Source organism: Ralstonia sp. 22086 (genome assembly GCF_052045975.1).
Taxonomy (GTDB): domain Bacteria; phylum Pseudomonadota; class Gammaproteobacteria; order Burkholderiales; family Burkholderiaceae; genus Ralstonia; species Ralstonia wenshanensis.
In genome coordinates this window covers 798,534-817,310 of the sequence record NZ_JBQEPZ010000003.1, presented here as the reverse complement: position 1 = coordinate 817,310, position 18,777 = coordinate 798,534, and the positions used below count along the sequence as shown (strand labels likewise).

Sequence of the window (18,777 nt, the reverse complement as noted above, 5' to 3'; positions counted from 1 at the left end):
ATGTTTCGCGGTCTCCTCGACGCGCTTTCCGGGTGGCTCACCAGCCCTAGCCATCGATGATCACGGGCCTTCTCAAGAAGATTTTCGGCAGCCGTAATGAACGGCTGATCAAACAGTACCGCCGCAAGGTGGCGCAGATCAACGCGCTCGAGCCCAAGTTCGAAGCGCTCTCCGATGCCGAGCTGCAGGCCAAGACCGAGGAATTCCGCCAACGTTTTGCCAAGGGCGAGACGCTCGATGCGCTGTTGCCCGAAGCGTTCGCCGTGTGCCGCGAGGCCAGCAAGCGCGTGATGAAGATGCGGCACTTCGACGTGCAGCTGGTCGGTGGCATGGTGCTGCACGACGGCAAGATCGCCGAAATGCGCACGGGTGAAGGCAAGACGCTGACCGCGACGCTGGCCGTGTACCTGAACGCCATCTCCGGCCAGGGCGTGCACGTCGTGACGGTCAACGATTACCTGGCACAGCGCGATGCCGAGTGGATGGGCCGCCTGTACAACTGGCTGGGCCTGTCGGTGGGGGTCAACCTGACCACCATGGACCACGACCAGAAGCAGGCCGCCTACGCGTCGGACATCACTTACGGCACCAACAACGAGTTCGGCTTCGACTACCTGCGCGACAACATGGTGTACGACGCCGGCCAGCGCGTGCAGCGTCCGCTGAACTACGCGATCGTCGACGAGGTGGACTCGATCCTGATCGATGAAGCGCGTACCCCGCTGATCATTTCTGGCCAGGCCGAAGATCACACCGACCTGTACCGCCGCATGAACGGCATCCCCGCGCAGCTCACACGCCAGATCGGCGAAGAGAAGTCGGATGGCACGGGCGTCGAGAAGCCGGGCGACTACTACGTCGACGAGAAATCGCACCAGGTCTACCTGACCGAATCCGGTCACGAGAAGGCAGAGCAGATCTTGCTGCAAGCCGGCTTGATTGGCGAGGGCGAGTCGCTCTACGCGCCGCAGAACATCACGCTGATGCACCACCTGTACGCAGCCCTGCGTGCGCACAGCCTGTTCTTCCGCGATCAGCACTACGTGGTGCAGAACGGTGAAGTGGTGATCGTCGATGAATTCACCGGTCGCCTGATGTCGGGCCGCCGTTGGTCCGACGGTCTGCACCAGGCCGTGGAGGCCAAGGAAGGCGTGCAGATCCAGCAGGAAAACCAGACGCTGGCGACCATCACGTTCCAGAACTACTTCCGCATGTACAACAAGCTGTCGGGCATGACCGGCACGGCGGACACGGAAGCGTACGAATTCCAGGAGATCTACGGCCTTGAAACCGTGGTGATCCCGACCAACCGCACGCCGCAGCGCAAGGACTTGCAGGATCAGATCTACAAGACCTCGAAGGAGCGCTACGACGCCGTCATTCGCGACATTCGCGATTGCTACGAGCGTGGTCAGCCGGTGCTGGTGGGCACGACGTCCATCGAAAACTCCGAGCTGCTGTCGAACTTGCTGAACCAGGTCAAGCTGCCGCACCAGGTGCTCAACGCGAAGCAGCACGAGCGCGAAGCCGCCATCATCGCGGAAGCGGGCCGGCCGAAGGCGATCACCATCGCCACCAACATGGCCGGTCGCGGTACCGACATCGTGCTGGGCGGCAACGTGGAGAAGCAATCTGCTTTCGTGATGGCGGACGAATCGCTCTCTGAGGAAGAGAAGGCCGCACGCGTGAAGCAACTGCAGGACGAATGGCAATCGCTGCACGAGCAGGTGAAGGCCGCCGGTGGTCTGCACATCGTCGGTACCGAGCGTCACGAGTCGCGCCGGATCGATAACCAGTTGCGGGGCCGTGCCGGCCGTCAGGGTGATCCGGGTTCGTCGCGCTTTTATCTGTCGTTGGACGATCAGCTGCTGCGCATCTTCGCGGGCGACCGCGTGCGCGCGATCATGGATCGCCTGAAGATGCCCGAGGGCGAGCCGATCGAAGCCGGTATCGTCACGCGCTCGATCGAATCGGCGCAGCGCAAGGTCGAAGGCCGCAACTTCGATATCCGCAAGCAACTGCTGCAGTACGACGACGTCTCCAACGATCAGCGCAAGGAACTCTACAAGCTGCGTAACGAGATTCTCGAAGCGCAGGACGTGGGCGATCTGGTCAAGAACCTGCGCGAGTCCGTGTTCACCGAGCTGTTCCGCACGTATGTGCCGGCCGAGACCATGGAAGAGCAGTGGGATGTTGCCGGCCTGGAGAAGATTCTGCGCGAAGACTGGGGTGTCGACCAGCCGCTGGTGAAGACGCTGGAAGACGCGCAGTCGATCGAAGACGAAGACCTGCTCAAGATGGTGCTGGAGGCTGCCGAAGCGGTGTACGAAGGCAAGGTGGCGCAAGTGGGCCGCGAGTCGTTCGCCGGCTTCGAGCGTTCGGTGATGCTGCAAAGCCTCGACACGCACTGGCGTGAGCACCTGGCTGCGCTCGACATGCTGCGACAGGGCATCCACCTGCGCGGCTATGCGCAGAAGGACCCGAAGCAAGAGTACAAGCGCGAGTCGTTCGAATTGTTCGGCCGCTTGCTCGATACCATCCGCAACGAAGTCACGCGTATTGTCTTCACGGTGCGTATCCAGTCGCAGGAAGAGCTGGAGCAGGCTTCCGAGCAGATCGAAGAAGATCTTTCCGCGCTGAGCAACCTGCAGTACAAGCACGACGAGTTCAGTGAACTCGCCGAAGTGGCCGCCGGCGATGCGGAGATCCATGGCGCAACGCCGGCCATGGCCGCACCGCGTTCGGCGGCATCTGCCGCCGCTGCCGCACTGGCCGGCGAAGTGCCGAAGGTTGGCCGCAACGACCCGTGCCCCTGCGGTTCGGGCAAGAAGTACAAGCAGTGCCACGGCAAACTCGTCTGACGCTGCTTCGCTCCGTTTTCTGTTGATTCACGATGCCCGCACTGCGGGCATCCTCATTTGAAAGGTGTGCTCCATGGCTGTGAATCTCGTCGCGCCCGCCGCTGACTCACTGTTGCCGATCGACGGCGTGGAACTCGGCTGGGCCGAGGCCGGTGTACGCAAGGCCAATCGCAAGGATGTGCTGCTCGTTCGTATCGCCGAGGGCTCGGCGGTCGCTGGTGTGTTCACGCAGAACCGTTTCTGCGCGGCGCCAGTGCAGGTGTGCCGCGAGCATCTGGCGAGCGGCAAGCGGGCGCGCGCGATCGTTGTGAACACGGGCAACGCGAATGCCGGTACGGGCGCGCCGGGCCTCGCGCATGCACGCCAGACCTGCGATGCCGTGGCCAAACTGCTGGGCGTGTCGGCGGAGCAGGTGCTGCCGTTCTCCACGGGCGTAATTCTGGAGCCGCTGCCGGTCGACCGCATCATCGCCGGACTGCCTGCTGCTGAGGCGAACGCCAAGCCGGACAACTGGCTGGCCGCCGCTGAGGCCATCATGACCACCGACACCGTACCCAAGGCGGCGTCCGCCACGTGCACGCTGTCGGGCAAGACGGTGCGCATGTCGGGCATCAGCAAGGGCGCGGGCATGATCCGTCCGAACATGGCGACGATGCTGGGCTTCATCGCCACCGATGCCAATGTGGACGAAGCTGTGCTGCAAGGTCTGGTGCGCCACACCGCCGATCATTCGTTCAACAGCGTGACGGTGGACGGCGATACGTCGACCAACGACTCGTTCGTCGTCATCGCGACGGGCCGCGCCGGCACGCCGCGCATCGATTCCGAATCGCACCCTGATTACGCGGCGCTGCGCGATGCGCTGACGGGCCTCGCGCAAGAGCTTGCGCAGAAGATCGTGCGCGACGGCGAGGGTGCGACCAAGTTCATGGCCATCCAGGTCGAGGGCGGCCGCAACGTTGAGGAGTGTCGCCTGATCGCCTATGCGGTCGCGCACTCGCCGCTGGTCAAGACCGCGTTCTACGCTTCGGACCCCAACCTCGGCCGCATCCTGGCGGCCGTGGGCTACGCTGGCGTGACGGACCTTGACGTAAACGGCGTCAATCTGTGGCTCGACGACGTGTGGGTCGCGCGTGACGGTGGCCGCAACCCCGAGTACCGCGAAGAAGACGGCCAGCGTGTGATGAAGCAGGCGGAGATCACCGTGCGCATCGCGCTCGGCCGCGGCGACGCCACCGCCACCGTGTGGACGTGCGATTTCTCGCACGACTACGTGTCGATCAACGCGGACTACCGTTCGTAATCCGGAGTCTGCCGCCATGTCGTCCGACCTTTCCGCACGGCTCGACCGCTTTCTTGGGCGGCTCGAGCAATGGCTGCCGCCCGAACTGACCGAGGCGGATTGGAACGAGGCCGTTGCCTTCCGCTGGCGAAAACGTCAGAGCCTGTTCGGCAATATCGGCTATCTCGCGCCGATCCGCCAACTGCCGCCGATCCACCTGAGCGATCTGCACAACATCGAACGCCAGAAAGACGCCATCGTCGCCAACACGCGCCAGTTCGTCAGCAAGCTGCCGGCCAATAACGTGCTGCTCACGGGCGCACGTGGTACCGGCAAGTCATCGCTCATCAAGGCGTGCCTGAACGAATTCGTGAAAGACGGGCTGCGCCTGGTCGAAGTCGACAAGGATGATCTGGCCGATCTGGGCGATATCGTCGAGCAGCTCTCGGCGCGCCCCGAGCGCTTCGCGATCTTCTGCGATGATCTTTCGTTTGAAGAAGGCGAATCGGGCTACAAGGCGCTGAAGTCTGCGCTGGACGGCTCGGTGGCAACGCAATCAGACAACGTGCTGATCTACGCGACGTCCAACCGGCGCCATCTGCTGCCGGAATACATGAAGGACAACGAAACCTATCAGCACACGTCTGACGGCGAAATCCATCCGGGCGAAGTGGTGGAAGAGAAGATTTCGCTGTCGGAGCGCTTCGGGCTGTGGCTGTCGTTCTACCCGCCCAAGCAGGACGAATACCTGACCATTGTCGGCCACTGGCTCCGGCATTTCGGCTGCAGCGACGAGGACATCGCCGCTGCACGTGGCGACGCGCTGGTCTGGGCGCTCGAGCGTGGCTCGCGTTCGGGCCGCGTGGCATGGCAATTTGCCCGCGACTGGGGCGGCAAGCATGGGCGGCAGCATGTCGACTGACAATCTGACGCAAGTGCCACCCACGCACACGCCCGACGGCCGCAAGATCACCGAAGTGGCCGTTGGCGTGCTGGTGCAGCCGGACGGCCAGTTCTTGCTGGCCCAGCGTCCAGAAGGCAAGCCTTACGCGGGCTACTGGGAATTTCCTGGCGGCAAGCTTGAAGCGGGCGAATCGGTGGAAGCCGCGCTCACGCGTGAGCTGAAGGAAGAGCTGGACGTAACGCTACGCGCTTGCGTGCCCTGGCACACCATCGAGCACGACTACCCGCACGCGTACGTTCGCCTGCACTTCTGCAAGGTAACGGCTTGGGATGGGACATTGCGCCCGCTGGAAGGCCAGGATTTCGCCTGGCAGACGCTGCCGATCAGCGTCGATCCGGTGCTGCCGGCAACGTTGCCCGTCTTCGAATGGATGCGCGAGGAAGCGACGGCTAGTTGAGCTTGCCGGTCGTATCCCCGCCAGGTGCGTCGGGCAGGTCGTCTTCTTCGACCACGGGGATGGTGTACTGCTCGGCGGCCCAGGCCCCCAGGTCGATCTGCTTGCAGCGCTCGGAGCAGAAGGGACGGTAGCGGCTCTCCGGCACCCAAGGTACGGGCTTGCCGCAGCTGGGGCATTTGACGGTCTTCACATTCATGGTGCGGCTCAGAAATTACAGAGCTTCAGCTGGAACGGGATATCCGCATCGACCGGCTTGGGTCGCAGGTCGCCATCCTGCTGGGTGAAGCGCACCCAGAGCATGTACTTGTTGGCGCTGATCTCGGGAATGAACCCCAGCGCCGACTCATCCAGGCGCACCTGCATCAGCTGGTACACGCGGCCCGACAGCATCTGCTGATAGCTCCCAGCGTTAGCAATCACCTTGCCACTCTGGCCTGATTCGCGCAGCAGGCGCAGCACGATCATCGTGGCGTCGCGCAGCGGCACCAGCGGTTGGGCCCATTTGATGATGTCGGCGCGGCGGCGCTCGGCGGGGTGATGCTGCCAAGCAAAATACGCCGGCAGATCAAACTCGCACGTACCGCCGGGGATGATTGCGCGGCTGCGGATGCTCGTCAGCCACTCGTTGTCGGCGATGAGTTGGCCGGCCTTGCCGTGCGTGGCAGTGAGATTGCCCGAGGCGGTTTCCAACTCGCTGATGACGGCGTCGAGCGCGTCCTGATCGATCTGCGGGTTGGCACGCAGCGCGGTGAGCGTCTGGCGTTGGCGATCAAGTTCTTTCAGCAGATCGGATTTGAGGTCGGCTCGCCCGGCTACGTCCACCACCTCGAACAGGGTGGTCAGCGCTACATGGTGCTGCAGCGGATGTTCCTGCACGAGAAAGAAATCCAGCCGCTCGAACAGGTCTTCGAGGCGCAGCAGCGTCCGAATGCGTTCGTTGAAGGGATATTCGTACAGGATCAAAACTTGGGTGCCCGGTGTGCTGGCCCGCTGGCATATGCGGCCCCGAAGCCCATTTGGCCTCGATCTGCCCGCATTCTATGCGAGACCCTCGTTCATCACAATGCAAAGGGTTGTGACGGCCGCTTTCAGATCGTTTCAATTCGACCGGTAGGTTAGGTCCAGACGATCGATCTGCGGCAGCAGGTCGGCCAGCGTGCCGCTGTTGTCGATCACGTCGTCGGCGGCGGCAAGGCGGGCCTCGCGTGAAGCCTGGCGCGCGATGATGGCTTCCACCTGCGCGCGCGGCAACCCGTTGCGGGCCATCACGCGGGCAATCTGCGACTCAACCGGGCAGTCGACCACCAGAATGCGGTCGACCAGCGTGCGCCAACTTTGATGCCCGGCGAGGGATTCCACCAACAGGGGGACGACGTAGACAAGGTACGGATGCGCGGCCGATGCCTGGGCGGCGGCCCCGCGCGCCAGCGCAATCTCGCGGATGAGCGGGTGCGTGATCTGCTCCAGTCGCGATTTGGCGGTGGCGTCCGAGAAGGCGAGGGCGCGCATGACATCGCGGTCCATGGCACCGTCTGCGCGCAGGATGCCGGCGCCGAAGGTCTCGACCAGCTTGGGAATGGCGGCGCCGCCCGGCGCGGTGATCTCGTGGGCAATGGCATCGGTGTCGACAATGGCGGCGCCGCGCTCCGCCAGGCGGTCCGCCACGTAGCTCTTGCCGCTGCCGATGCCGCCGGTCAGGCCGATCACACGCATGCTGGCCATGCCCCTATGGCGCAAGCAGGGGACCGAAGCCCGCCATCATGAGCAATTGCGGGCCGGCCAGCAGGGCGATCACGCCAGCCCCGGCAATGAATGGCCCGAACGAGAACGGCGATTCGCTAGTCGCACCCCGCGCAATCCGCACGAGCCCAAACACCAGTCCCACGACCGACGAGAGCAGCACCAGCAGAGGCAGCGCCTGCCAGCCGAACCACGCGCCGAGTGCAGCCATCAGCTTGAAGTCGCCGTAGCCCATGCCTTCACGGCCGCGCAGAAGCTTGTAGGCCCAGTAGATCGACCACAGGAACAGGTAGCCGGCCATCGCACCAATCACGGCGTCGTACAGGTGCGTGAACATGCCAAACAGATTCACGCCCAGCCCAAGCCAGAGCAGCGGCTGGGTGATGGCGTCGGGCAACAGTTGCGTGTCGGCGTCGATCATCGTGCCGGCGATCAGGAACCACAGCAGCACAGCCGACGCGACTGCCACCCAGGTCGGGCCGAAGTGCCACAGGCAGGCCGCCGTCAGCAGGCCGGTCACCAGTTCCACAGCGGGATAGCGCCACGAGATAGGTGTCTTGCAGGCACTGCAGCGGCCGCGTAGCGCCAGCCAGCTCATCACGGGAATATTCTCGATCGCCTTGATCTGATGACCGCACGACGGGCACGCCGAGCGCGGCACGATCAGGTTGTACGCGTCGGGATGAGGGAGCGGCTCTTCGCGCAGCTCGGCGATGTAGTTGGCTTCCTCTCGCTCGATCATGCGCGGCAGGCGGTGGATCACCACGTTGAGGAAGCTGCCGACCAGCAAGCCAACCAGCCCGCCGGCCGCAATGACAAACCACGCTGGCAGTTGCGCCAGCGTGGGAATGACAAACAACTCCGGCATCAGACCACCTGACCCAGCTTGAAGATCGGCAGATACATCGCCACGACCATGCCGCCGATCAGCACGCCGAGAATCACGATGATGAGCGGTTCAATCAGCGTGGATATGTTGGCCACGGCGTCATCGACCTCGCGCTCGTAGAACTCGGCCACCTTGAGCAGCATGCTGTCGAGGGCACCGGATTCCTCACCGATCTGGGTCATCTGCAGCACCATGTTGTCGAACACATGCGTGGCTTGCATGGCGTTGGTCAGGCTGGTACCGATGCGCACGGCTTGCTGGATCTCGATCGTGGCATCGTAATAAATCCAGTTGCCGGCTGCGCCAGCCACCGACTCCATCGATTCCACGAGCGGCGTGCCGGCTGCAAACATAGTGGCCAGGGTGCGCGTCCAGCGGGCGATGGTGGCCTTGCGGATGATGCTGCCGAAGATCGGCATGCGCAGAATCCAGCGATGTGTGGAGCGTTGGACGTTCTCCGAGCGCTTAAATGCCCGGACGAATAGCGTAATGGCAATGAGGGGCGCGAAGACGATTATGTACCACCATTGCACGAAGAAGTCGGAGATGCCCATCACGACCAAAGTCGGCGCGGGCAGTGTGGCGCCAAAGCTTGAGAATACGCTCTTGAAGGACGGCACCACGAAAACCATCAGCACTACGGTCACCAAGAAGGCCACCGTCAGCACCGAGATCGGATAGATCATCGCCGACTTGATCTGCGCCTTCAGCGCGATCGACTTCTCCATGTACAGCGAAAGCCGCTCGAGCAGCGCATCCAGAATACCGCCTTGTTCGCCCGCGTCGATCAGGTTGCAGTACAGCGTGTCGAAGTACTGCGGATGGCGTCGGAAGGCCTGCGCCATGCTGCTGCCCGACTCGATATCGAAACGGATTTCCGTCAGCAGTTGCGTGAAATTCGGATTGGCGTGGCCCTTCGCGATGATGTCGACCGACTGCAGCAGCGGGACGCCGGCCTTCAACATGGTTGAGAGCTGGCGCGTGAAGTAGGCGATGTCCTTCGGCGTGATCTTCTTGCCGCGGGCCGCACGGCGGCGCTTGGACTTGGTGATCGACAGGCCTTGCTTGCGCAGGACGGCATTCACCTCGGTGATGCTCTCGGCGCGCATCTCGCCCTTGAAGATCTTGCCTTTGCGATCTTTGCCTTCCCACTCGAAGATGTACTGCGTGGGCGCCTTTGTCTTGGCGGTCTTTCGCGCTGGCGCGGCCGCCGCGCTCTTTGGGGCCGATCTTGCGGCAGGTGCTCGTGTAGCCATGGTTGGTTCCTACCCCCCGGTATGGGAACGATTGATCGAGAAGGTTATTGGTTTGTTGTGGCCAGCACTTCCTCTAGGGAAGTCAGCCCCTGCTTCACTTTTCGCAAGCCCGACTCGCGCAGCGACAGTACGCCCTCTTTACGCGCCTGCTCGGCGATCTGCAGCGCAGTGCCATGCGTCAGGATGATCTCCTGGATCGCTTCGGTGATCGGCATGACTTGGTAGATACCGACCCGGCCCTTGTAGCCGCTGCCGTTGCAGGTTTCGCAACCGACCGGGTGATACGGCTGCCAGGAGCCGTCGACGTCCGCTTCGGTAAAGCCCGCGTCGAGCAGCGTTTCCTTGGGCAGCGGCCCCGGCTTCTTGCATTCCTTGCACAGCCGGCGCGCCAGGCGCTGCGCCGTGATCAGGAGCACCGATGACGCGATGTTGAACGGCGCCACCCCCATGTTCATCAGGCGGGTCAGCGTGGTCGGGGCATCGTTGGTGTGCAGCGTGGAAAACACGAGGTGACCGGTCTGCGCAGCCTTGATCGAGATGTCGGCCGTTTCCAGATCCCGGATTTCGCCCACCATGATGATGTCCGGATCCTGCCGCAGGAACGACTTCAGCGCCGCCGCAAAGGTCAGCCCCGCCTTGTCGTTCACGTTGACCTGGTTGATGCCGGGTAACTGGATTTCCGCCGGGTCTTCGGCCGTGGAAATGTTGATGTCGCCCTGGTTCAGCCTGTTCAGGAACGTGTACAGCGACACCGTTTTGCCCGAGCCGGTTGGCCCCGTCACGAGCACCATGCCGTACGGCCGCTTGATCACGTCGAGCAGCAACTGCTTTTGCTCCGGCTCGTAGCCGAGTTGATCAATATCGAGCCGCTCGGTGGACGACTCTAGAATCCGGATCACGATCTTCTCGCCGAACAGCGTCGGCAGCGTCGACACCCGGAAGTCGATGGCGCGCTCGATCGTCTCTTTGTTGTCCTTGTCCTTGCGGTCTTTCGGGACGGTGATGAGCAGCTTCATGCGGCCGTCTTGCGGCACGCGCTTTTCTGAGATGTCGAGGCGCGAGAGCACCTTGATGCGGGTCGCGATCTTGTCGCGGATATCCAGCGGCGGCTGTGCGACCTGCGCCAGGATGCCGTCGATGCGGAAACGCACGCGGTAAAACGTTTCAAAAGGCTCGAAATGCAAGTCCGACGCGCCGCGCAACAGGGCCTCGGTAAAGAGCTTCTGCAGGAAGCGCACCACGGGGGCATCGTCGATGCCATCGGTGGTGGTGCGACGCGAGGCTGCAGCAGCGCCCGGGTCGTACTCGATCTGCGTGGCTTCCTGCTTGGGGAAGAGCGACTTGATTTCGGCCGGCGCCTCATTGGAGAGGCTCAGCTGGCGTACCAGCTTGTCGTGCTCGACGATGACCGTTTCGATAGCCACGTTCATCTTCTGACGCAGCTCTTCGATTGGCTTCGGATCGCTTGGGTCGGACGTGGCGAGGATGAGACGGTTTTCGCGACGGCCCAGCGGCAACAAGCGCAACTGTGCGAAGTGCTTATTGGCCGACAGCACGGCCGGTACGGTATCGAGCTTGTACTGGGCGAGGTCCAGCAGCGGCATCTGGTACTTGCCGGCGACAAACACGGCGAGGTCGTGCGCACTCATGATCCCGCTGCCCACCAGCTCGTCGATCAGCTGCGTGCGTTTTTCACGCGCGCTCTGTTCGAGCTGGGTGAGTAGCGTGGGCGCGATCCGCCTGCTCTGCGCTAGAGCGAGTCCGAGTGTCATGAGTCCAGTCCGTCAGGCTGAAGCTGACCATTTCAGCGCGCGCCGGGCCCCACCGCCTCCAGCGTGCGCTCGCCCCCCAAGGCGATTGTTTTATGTTCTGCCGCCGGTACCCCACCCATTCGTGGGGGGTGGTGCCCGGAACCGGGGCAGTTTGCCGACCGCCCCTGCATTTGTAAAGCGCGCATCAAAGCGCAGCTTGCATTTGTGCCACATCGGCAGAAAACGGTTCTAACTGAAGCGTTTGCTCTCGAGTGTGGCGTCAGCTGCGCTTGGGCTGCGGCGGCTGGTGCAGCCGCACCGTGCGGATGGACTGGCTGTCCATCTGGACGATGTCCATCACGCAGCCCGCAATCTTCACGCTGACCGTCGCCTCGGGAATCTCTTCCAGCACTTCCAGTAGCAACCCGTTGAGTGTCTTCGGGCCGTCGGTTGGCAGGCTCAGGCCCAGGCGCCGGTTCAGGTCGCGCAACGACATTCCCGCATCCGCAAGATAAGTGTCTTCCTTGTCCCAGGCGAGCTTGCCGGCGTTCGGAAGCGTGGTGGTGAACTCGCCGATCATCTCTTCGATGATGTCCTCCAGCGTCACCAGCCCCAGCATGTCGCCGTATTCATTGACGATCAGGCCGATGCGGCGGCGGTTCTCCTGGAAGTACTGCAACTGGCGGAAAACGGGTGTGCCGCTCGGCACGAAATACGGCTCGGCGAGCAGGCCGCGGAAATCGTCGTGCGTAAGTTCGGTGTGCCCCAGCAGTGACAGGACCTTGCGCACATGCAGGATGCCGATCACTTGATCGCTGTCTTGCTCGAACACCGGGAGCTTATTGTGGTAGCAGGTCTCGAGCTGCTGGATGACCTCTTCAATCGGGCGCGACAGATCCAGCGATTCCACCCGCGCGCGCGGCGTCATCACGTCGTCCACGGTGATGGCGTCCAGATCGAACAGGTTGAGCAGGATGCTGCGGTGCTTGTGCGGAATGAAGTTGCCTGATTCCAGCACAAGCGTGCGCAGTTCCTCGGTCGACATGCGCTGCTCAGGCGCCTTGCGTGTGTTGATCCGCACCAATCGCAGCACACCCATGGCAAACGCGTTGACCACCGCGACCAGCGGCGTCGAAATCTGCATCAGCGGCTTGATGATGAAGCTGGCCGGGAAAGCAACGCGTTCTGGGTAGGTCGCGCCCACGATCTTGGGGGCGATCTCGGCGAACACGATGATGAGAAACGCGACGATGGCCGTGGCGATCGACAGCGTCGTTCCGTTGTTGCCGAAGTAATGGATCGCCAGCGTCGTAATCAGCACCGGCACAGCGGTGTTGATCAGGTTGTTGCCGATCAGGATGAGCGAGAGCAACTTGTCGGTTTGACCGAGCAATTGCTGCGTATTGCGCGCGCCCGATACGTTGGACTTGGCAAGATGCCGCAGGCGATGGCGGTTGAGCGCCATCATCGCGGTTTCGGAAATCGAGAAGAAGGCGGAGCAGCACAACAGCAGCACGACGGCGCCAATTTGTGCCCAGAGCGGCCAAGAGTCCAAAGCGGGAGGGGAAGGACGGCGAAGCGCCCACTATAACAGAGGGGTTTGGCGTGCCGATGCGCGCGGCCGTAGCGCATGCCGCTAGCGTAGATCTCCCCAGCAGAGGGTCGTTAAGAAACAAAAAAGCCCAGCAATTGCTGGGCTTGATGTCCTTGATCGACAAGGGAATTTCTGGTCGGGGTGAGAGGATTCGAACCTCCGGCCTCTACGTCCCGAACGTAGCGCTCTACCAGGCTAAGCTACACCCCGATGCTTCTTCGCAGATCTCGTGCGTGTCAGGACTGACGTTGCAGCGAGAAAGCACACAAGTCTATCAGCGTCTGGCGGAAAAGGGAAGGGGGTAATGCGTTTGCAGCTGCTTCGGCTGCAGCGGCTTCGCGTTCGGCGGCCTGGCGCGTGTACTCCAGCGCCCCGGAAGTCTGAATGGCAGCGAAGATCGCATCGAAATGTTCCGTGCCGCCTTGCTCGATGGCTTGGCGCACCAGTGCACGCTGTTCTTCCGTGCCGTTCGACAGCAGATGGATGAGCGGCAGGGTCGGCTTGCCTTCGCGCAGGTCGTCGCCAGCGTTCTTGCCCATCTGGTCGGCGGTGGACGTGTAGTCGAGCAGATCATCGACGATCTGGAACGCGGTGCCGATGCGGCGGCCGTATTCAGCAGCGGCCTCTTCGGTGGCGGCGTCGGCGCCCGAAAGCACCGCGCCGATCTGGGCGGCTGCCTCGAACAGCTTGGCGGTCTTGTAGCGGATGACCTGCAGGTAGCGCTCTTCCGTCACGTCCGGGTCGTGCATGTTCAGCAGTTGCAGAACCTCGCCTTCGGAAATGATGTTGGTTGCGTCGGCGAGGATCTGCATGATGCGCATGCTGTCGGCCTGCACCATCATCTGGAAGGCGCGCGAGTACAGGAAATCGCCCACCAGCACGCTGGCCGCATTGCCGAACACGGCGTTGGCGGTTTTTCGGCCGCGGCGCAAGTCGGATTCGTCAACCACATCGTCGTGCAGCAGCGTGGCCGTGTGGATGAACTCGACCACGGCAGCCAGCTCGTGCTGATGCTCGCCCTTGTAGCCGAGCGCATTTGCCACCAGCAGCAGGATCACCGGGCGCAGCCGCTTGCCGCCGGCGCTGATGATGTATTCGCCAATCTGATTGATCAGCACCACCTCCGAGCCTAGGCGGCGGCGGATCACGGCATCGACGGCGCGCATGTCTTCAGCGACAGGAGCGAGCAGGACGGAGGCGGAGGTCTGGGTCAAGGCGAATTCCGACAGAAGGCGTGTGGCTGATGGTCGACTTGCGCGGGAAGCGATGCTGCGCAAAAAACCGCGAGATTATAGAGCAACCAGGCGGTTTGCCCGATGGCGCGGCGCCCCAGGCTTGACGTGGCGGGCCGTTGCGCGGGCGCAGCACCCGATCAGGCGATTAGTCTTTGATTTGCTTGGGTTTTTCTTGTATAGTTGCGAGTTCTCTGTGTCCGTCGTCTGCGTATGCGGGCGGCAAGTGGCACAAGAGTCACGTTTTAGTTCTTTTATCGAGGTCCGACAATGTACGCGGTCGTAAAAACCGGCGGTAAGCAATACAAGGTTGCTGCTGGCGAAAAACTGAAAGTAGAACAGATACCGGCGGACGTTGGCGCAGAAATCACGCTTGACCAGGTGCTCGCAGTGGGCGCCGGCGACCAACTCAAGGTTGGTGCGCCGCTGGTGAGCGGGGCTGCCGTCAAAGCCACCGTCATCTCCCACGGTCGTCACGACAAAGTGCACATCTTCAAGATGCGCCGTCGTAAGCACTATCAAAAGCGCCAAGGGCATCGTCAAAATTACACCGAGTTGCGTATCGACTCGATCGTGGCCTAAGGCTGCGTCGTCTACGTAACCGGATAGGAGTTCAGTCATGGCACAGAAAAAAGGCGGCGGTTCCACACGGAACGGCCGCGATTCCGAGTCGAAGCGCCTGGGCGTGAAGGTGTACGGTGGTCAAGCCATCAACGCTGGCGGCATCATCGTTCGCCAACGCGGCACCCGCACGCACGCTGGCGTGAATGTGGGCATGGGCAAGGACCACACCCTCTTCGCGCTGGTCGATGGCCACGTGAAGTTCGCCAACCGCGGCGAAGGCAAGAAGCAGTTCGTCGACGTTGTTCCGGCGGCCTGATTCAGCCTTGTAGTCAAAAGGCCCCGCACCCGTGCGGGGCTTTTTCGTTTCTGGCTGCTAACAAAACGCGACCCTGATCCTGGGCGGTACGCTGCTTCTTGGCGCTTGTTTCCAGGCGCGTTCTGTTAGCAATGGCGCGAGCGGCGCCGATTTCTTTTTACCTGCCGTGCGCACGCCGCACGGGCGGAGACCCTCCATGAAGTTCATCGACGAAGCCCGGATTGAAGTGATCGCTGGTGACGGCGGCAACGGCAGCGCCTCGATGCGCCGCGAGAAATTCGTCCCGTTTGGCGGACCGGATGGCGGCGACGGTGGGCGCGGCGGTAGCGTGTGGGCCGTGGCTGACCGCAACATCAACACCCTGATTGACTACCGCTTTGCCAAGAAGCATCTCGCGCGCAACGGCGAAAACGGCCGAGGTGCCGACTGCTACGGCGCCGCTGGCGACGACATTACGCTGCGCATGCCTGTGGGCACCGCCATCTATGACGCCGACACGGAAGAGCTGATCGCCGACCTGACCGTCGACGGGCAGCGCCTGTGCCTGGCGCAGGGCGGCGAGGGCGGCTGGGGCAACATCCACTTCAAGTCGAGCACCAACCGCGCGCCGCGCCAGAAGACCGACGGCAAGGCCGGTGAGCGCCGCAACCTGCGCCTCGAGTTGAAGGTGCTGGCCGACGTGGGCCTGCTCGGCATGCCGAATGCCGGCAAGTCGACGCTGATCACCGCCATTTCCAATGCGCGCCCGAAGATTGCCGACTACCCGTTCACGACGCTGCACCCGAATCTGGGCGTGGTCCGGACGGGCCCGTCGAAGTCCTTCGTGGTGGCCGACATTCCAGGCCTGATCGAGGGCGCAGCGGAAGGCGCCGGTCTGGGGCATCAGTTCTTGCGCCACCTGCAACGCACACGCGTGCTGCTGCACGTGGTGGATCTTGCCCCGTTTGACGAAAGCGTGGACCCGGTGGCCGAAGCCAAGGCGATTGTCGGCGAACTGAAGAAATACGACGCTGAACTCTTCGACAAGCCGCGCTGGCTCGTGCTGAACAAGCTCGACATGGTGCCCGAGGACGAACGCGAAGCGCGCGTGAAGGACTTCGTGAAGCGCTTCAAGTGGAAGGGCCCGGTGCATCGCATTTCTGCGTTGACGCACGACGGCACGCAGGCGCTTGTCCACGCGATCCAGGAATACCTCGACGAGCTGCGCGCCGAAGAGGACGCCGCAGCGGCCGCGCCCGACCAGCGTCTGGACCCGAGCCTGCACAACGTCGACCACGACGGTCAAGCCTGAACACAACAAACACCCTTCGGAGACACGCCCACCATGGCCCTGCATTCGCTGATTGCCGATGCGCGCCGCCTTGTCGTTAAGGTCGGTTCCAGCCTGGTTACCAACGATGGCCGTGGCCTCGACCAGGCCGCCATTGCCCGCTGGGCCGCGCAGATCGCGGCGTTACGGGCGGCGGGCAAGGAAGTCGTGCTGGTCAGCTCCGGTGCCATCGCCGAGGGCATGCAGCGGTTGGGCTGGGCCAAGCGTCCGAAGGAGATTCATGAGTTGCAGGCCGCAGCGGCCGTGGGGCAGATGGGGCTGGCGCAGGTGTACGAATCCGAGTTCGCGCGGCACAGCATTCGCACGGCGCAGGTGCTGCTCACGCATGGCGATTTGGCCGATCGCGAGCGCTACCTCAACGCACGTTCCACGCTGCTCACGCTGCTGAGCCTCGGTGTCGTGCCGATCATCAACGAGAACGACACGGTCGTCACCGACGAGATCAAGTTTGGCGACAACGACACGCTGGGCGCGCTGGTCACCAACCTGATCGAAGGTGATGCGCTGATCATCCTGACAGACCAGCGCGGCCTGTATACCGCTGACCCGCGCAAAGACCCGGACGCCCGCTTTGTCGACGAGGCACAGGCTGGCACGCCAGATCTTGAGCAGATGGCCGGCGGCGCCGGTTCGAGCATCGGCAAGGGCGGCATGCTGACGAAGATTCTGGCGGCCAAGCGTGCGGCCAAATCGGGTGCGCACACCATCATCGCTTCGGGGCGCGAGCCCGACGTGCTTGCGCGGCTGGCGAATGGCGAGGCCATCGGCACGCAACTTCGCGCGCCGACGGGGCGGATGGCGGCACGCAAGCAATGGATGATCGATCACCTGCAACTGCGCGGTCGCGTGGTGCTGGATGCCGGTGCAGTGGAAAAACTCACGGCCGGTGGCAAGTCGTTGCTGCCGATCGGTGTGACGGAAGTGCAGGGCGAATTCGCGCGCGGCGAGGTGATTTCTTGCGTGGATACGGCGGGCCGTGAAGTGGCGCGCGGGCTGACGAACTATTCGTCGGCCGAGGCCCGGCTCATCGCGCGCAGGGCATCCTCCGAGATCGAGTCGGTGCTTGGCTACGTAAGCGCCGCGGAGCTGGTGCACCGGGACAACCTGGTGCTGCTCTGATTCAGTCGCTCGGCGGCGTGTCAAAACAAAAGGCCAACCTTGCAGGGTTGGCCTTTGTGTTTGAGGCAGATAATGCAGTACGCCGACGTTTGCCGCTCAGGGCCCGAAATACCGGCCGCCCTGTCCCAACCGTTGCACCAGCGTAGAGGCCTTTCCATCTCCAGCTACCGAGCGCACGTCGCAGAAGTACGAGCGCATCAGCGCCGACGCATAGTCCGTCGGACCGCCATTGCCAACGCGCTGCCAATCCGTGGCGGGCTTGTACGCATTCATGCTGGCGGACTCGGTATTCGCGGTTTCGTTCATGTCCACCGCGCGGTTGCTGATCCATTGGTTGGTGTCATTGCGCAGCGTCGCATAGATGCGTCGCTCGGCTGTGTCGCAGCGCAGGCCTTCGTAGTTCACGTTGCGCGCGCCGGTCTTGCTCGTGATCAGCACGGTGTAGCGCACCACGTTGTCCTTGCCGATCGACACCGATTTCGGATCGATGGCAAAACGCAGCGGCGAATCAGTGCGGCCGCCCACATCGAACGGCACGGCATCACGATCGACCGGCGGGGCCGGGAAGGTCACAGCGTCTTCCTTGAAGGGCTTGTCGTTGAACGGGTCCATCAACAGCTTGTCTTCGAGGTCGCCGGTGCGGTTATGGCCACATGCCGTCAACGCCAGCGCAGCCGCCAGCGCGAGCGGCACGAGAGCGCGGTGCGCTCCACGTGTCGTCGTCATCAGATTCACGAATTGTCCTTGGGAGCCGTGTCGTCAGGGTTGGGGGAGGGGGCGGTCGGCGCGGATACGCTCACCGTTTCAACGATGACCGTCGTGGTGGTGACGGTCAGGGCCGGCTGGGCGTACGGCTCGTTCCGGCCGCTCTGGCCGCCGGAACGTTCACGGTGATCGCGCGCATCACGTCCGTCACGCTCACGGTGCTGCCCGCCGCGCCCGTAGGGCGAGAGCGGTGCGCGCGCCTGCCGCTGCACGAAGCGCGAAAGCTCCGACAGCGCCAGCTGATACACCTCGCGCTTGAACTCGATGACGGCCTCGAGCGGCACCCAGTACTGGCTCCACCGCCACGCATCGAATTCCGGATGCTCGGTGGCGCGCAGTTGGATGTCGCAGTCGCGACCGACCATGCGCAGCAGGAACCAGATCTGTTTCTGGCCCCGATAGTGGCCGCGTATTTCGCGGCGGATGAACTTGTCCGGCACCTCATACCGCAGCCAGTCGCGCGTGCGACCGACGATCCGGACGTGTTCTGGCAACAGGCCGACTTCTTCGTGCAGTTCGCGGAACATCGCTTGTTCGGGCGTCTCGCCGTACTTGATGCCGCCTTGTGGAAACTGCCAGGAGTGCTCGCCAATGCGCTTGCCCCAGAACACCTCGTTTCTTGCGTTGATGAGGATGATGCCGACGTTCGGGCGGAAGCCTTCACGATCGAGCATGACTGCACCTCGAATACTTTAGAATTACGCCGATTATAGAGCG

General features: G+C 62.9%; 18 protein-coding genes and 1 tRNA gene. 8 read left to right on the top strand and 11 right to left on the bottom strand.

Annotation, left to right across the window (positions count from 1 at the left end; translation table 11 throughout):
• Positions 1-56: 56 nt before the first annotated feature.
• From secA to ACTJK6_RS16980, 4 genes are all read left to right on the top strand, one after another.
• Positions 57-2,861 (top strand): preprotein translocase subunit SecA, encoded by a 2,805-nt coding sequence (secA, locus tag ACTJK6_RS16995; RefSeq protein ID WP_440839604.1) that lies wholly within the window; start codon positions 57-59, stop codon positions 2,859-2,861.
• A gap of 73 nt (positions 2,862-2,934) precedes the next feature.
• Complete coding sequence (argJ, locus tag ACTJK6_RS16990) at positions 2,935-4,164, top strand: bifunctional glutamate N-acetyltransferase/amino-acid acetyltransferase ArgJ (protein ID WP_440839603.1); 1,230 nt, start codon at positions 2,935-2,937, stop codon at positions 4,162-4,164.
• A gap of 16 nt (positions 4,165-4,180) precedes the next feature.
• Positions 4,181-5,065, top strand: a complete 885-nt coding sequence (locus ACTJK6_RS16985) for an ATP-binding protein (RefSeq protein WP_232041075.1) — start codon at positions 4,181-4,183, stop codon at positions 5,063-5,065.
• Positions 5,055-5,504, top strand: a complete 450-nt coding sequence (locus ACTJK6_RS16980) for an NUDIX domain-containing protein (RefSeq protein ID WP_232041074.1) — start codon at positions 5,055-5,057, stop codon at positions 5,502-5,504. Before ACTJK6_RS16985 ends, ACTJK6_RS16980 begins: the two co-directional genes overlap by 11 nt.
• Here the strand turns inward: ACTJK6_RS16980 and ACTJK6_RS16975 are convergent.
• The 9 genes from ACTJK6_RS16975 to ispB all read right to left on the bottom strand — a co-directional run bounded on the left by ACTJK6_RS16975 (position 5,497) and on the right by ispB (position 13,900).
• Positions 5,497-5,700 carry a DNA gyrase inhibitor YacG gene (locus tag ACTJK6_RS16975; RefSeq protein ID WP_232041073.1) on the bottom strand — a complete coding sequence of 68 codons (204 nt, stop codon included), beginning with the start codon at positions 5,698-5,700 and terminating at the stop codon, positions 5,497-5,499. The genes ACTJK6_RS16980 and ACTJK6_RS16975 overlap by 8 nt on opposite strands.
• Before the next feature lie 8 nt (positions 5,701-5,708).
• Positions 5,709-6,467, bottom strand: coding sequence for a cell division protein ZapD (gene zapD, locus ACTJK6_RS16970; RefSeq protein ID WP_004633038.1), 759 nt, complete (start codon positions 6,465-6,467; stop codon positions 5,709-5,711).
• A gap of 135 nt (positions 6,468-6,602) precedes the next feature.
• Entirely contained in the window at positions 6,603-7,217 is a 615-nt protein-coding gene (gene coaE / locus ACTJK6_RS16965) for a dephospho-CoA kinase (protein WP_440839628.1), read from the bottom strand.
• Between the two features lie 13 nt (positions 7,218-7,230).
• A complete protein-coding gene (locus tag ACTJK6_RS16960; RefSeq protein WP_440839602.1) occupies positions 7,231-8,112 on the bottom strand; it encodes a prepilin peptidase in 882 nt (293 codons plus the stop codon).
• The gene (locus tag ACTJK6_RS16955; protein WP_433865366.1) at positions 8,112-9,389 is read right to left on the bottom strand and encodes a type II secretion system F family protein; all 1,278 of its coding nucleotides are present in this window, start codon (positions 9,387-9,389) and stop codon (positions 8,112-8,114) included. The genes ACTJK6_RS16960 and ACTJK6_RS16955 overlap by 1 nt, the downstream gene beginning before the upstream one ends.
• 44 nt (positions 9,390-9,433) lie before the next feature.
• Complete coding sequence (gene pilB, locus ACTJK6_RS16950) at positions 9,434-11,161, bottom strand: type IV-A pilus assembly ATPase PilB (RefSeq protein WP_322017520.1); 1,728 nt, start codon at positions 11,159-11,161, stop codon at positions 9,434-9,436.
• 259 nt (positions 11,162-11,420) lie between these two features.
• Complete coding sequence (locus ACTJK6_RS16945) at positions 11,421-12,695, bottom strand: HlyC/CorC family transporter (RefSeq protein WP_440839601.1); 1,275 nt, start codon at positions 12,693-12,695, stop codon at positions 11,421-11,423.
• A 172-nt stretch (positions 12,696-12,867) separates the two neighbouring features.
• Positions 12,868-12,944, bottom strand: a tRNA-Pro gene (locus ACTJK6_RS16940).
• A gap of 26 nt (positions 12,945-12,970) precedes the next feature.
• Positions 12,971-13,900 carry an octaprenyl diphosphate synthase gene (gene ispB / locus ACTJK6_RS16935; RefSeq protein ID WP_232043051.1) on the bottom strand — a complete coding sequence of 310 codons (930 nt, stop codon included), beginning with the start codon at positions 13,898-13,900 and terminating at the stop codon, positions 12,971-12,973.
• A 336-nt stretch (positions 13,901-14,236) separates the two neighbouring features.
• Here ispB and rplU point away from each other — a divergent pair, with 336 nt between their 5' ends.
• The 4 genes from rplU to proB all read left to right on the top strand — a co-directional run bounded on the left by rplU (position 14,237) and on the right by proB (position 17,295).
• Positions 14,237-14,548, top strand: a complete 312-nt coding sequence (gene rplU, locus ACTJK6_RS16930) for a 50S ribosomal protein L21 (RefSeq protein ID WP_004633023.1) — start codon at positions 14,237-14,239, stop codon at positions 14,546-14,548.
• A 37-nt stretch (positions 14,549-14,585) separates the two neighbouring features.
• Positions 14,586-14,846: a 50S ribosomal protein L27 gene (gene rpmA / locus ACTJK6_RS16925; RefSeq protein WP_004633021.1), complete on the top strand. Its 261-nt coding sequence runs from the start codon at positions 14,586-14,588 to the stop codon at positions 14,844-14,846.
• A gap of 196 nt (positions 14,847-15,042) precedes the next feature.
• Positions 15,043-16,137, top strand: coding sequence for a GTPase ObgE (obgE, locus tag ACTJK6_RS16920; protein WP_232041067.1), 1,095 nt, complete (start codon positions 15,043-15,045; stop codon positions 16,135-16,137).
• 33 nt (positions 16,138-16,170) lie between these two features.
• Entirely contained in the window at positions 16,171-17,295 is a 1,125-nt protein-coding gene (proB, locus tag ACTJK6_RS16915; RefSeq protein WP_260802223.1) for a glutamate 5-kinase, read from the top strand.
• Positions 17,296-17,391: 96 nt separating this feature from the next.
• Here the strand turns inward: proB and ACTJK6_RS16910 are convergent, their stop codons facing one another.
• Positions 17,392-18,021, bottom strand: a complete 630-nt coding sequence (locus ACTJK6_RS16910; protein ID WP_260802222.1) for a CNP1-like family protein — start codon at positions 18,019-18,021, stop codon at positions 17,392-17,394.
• Positions 18,022-18,026: 5 nt separating this feature from the next.
• Complete coding sequence (locus ACTJK6_RS16905) at positions 18,027-18,734, bottom strand: RNA pyrophosphohydrolase (protein ID WP_316871833.1); 708 nt, start codon at positions 18,732-18,734, stop codon at positions 18,027-18,029.
• Positions 18,735-18,777: the final 43 nt, after the last annotated feature.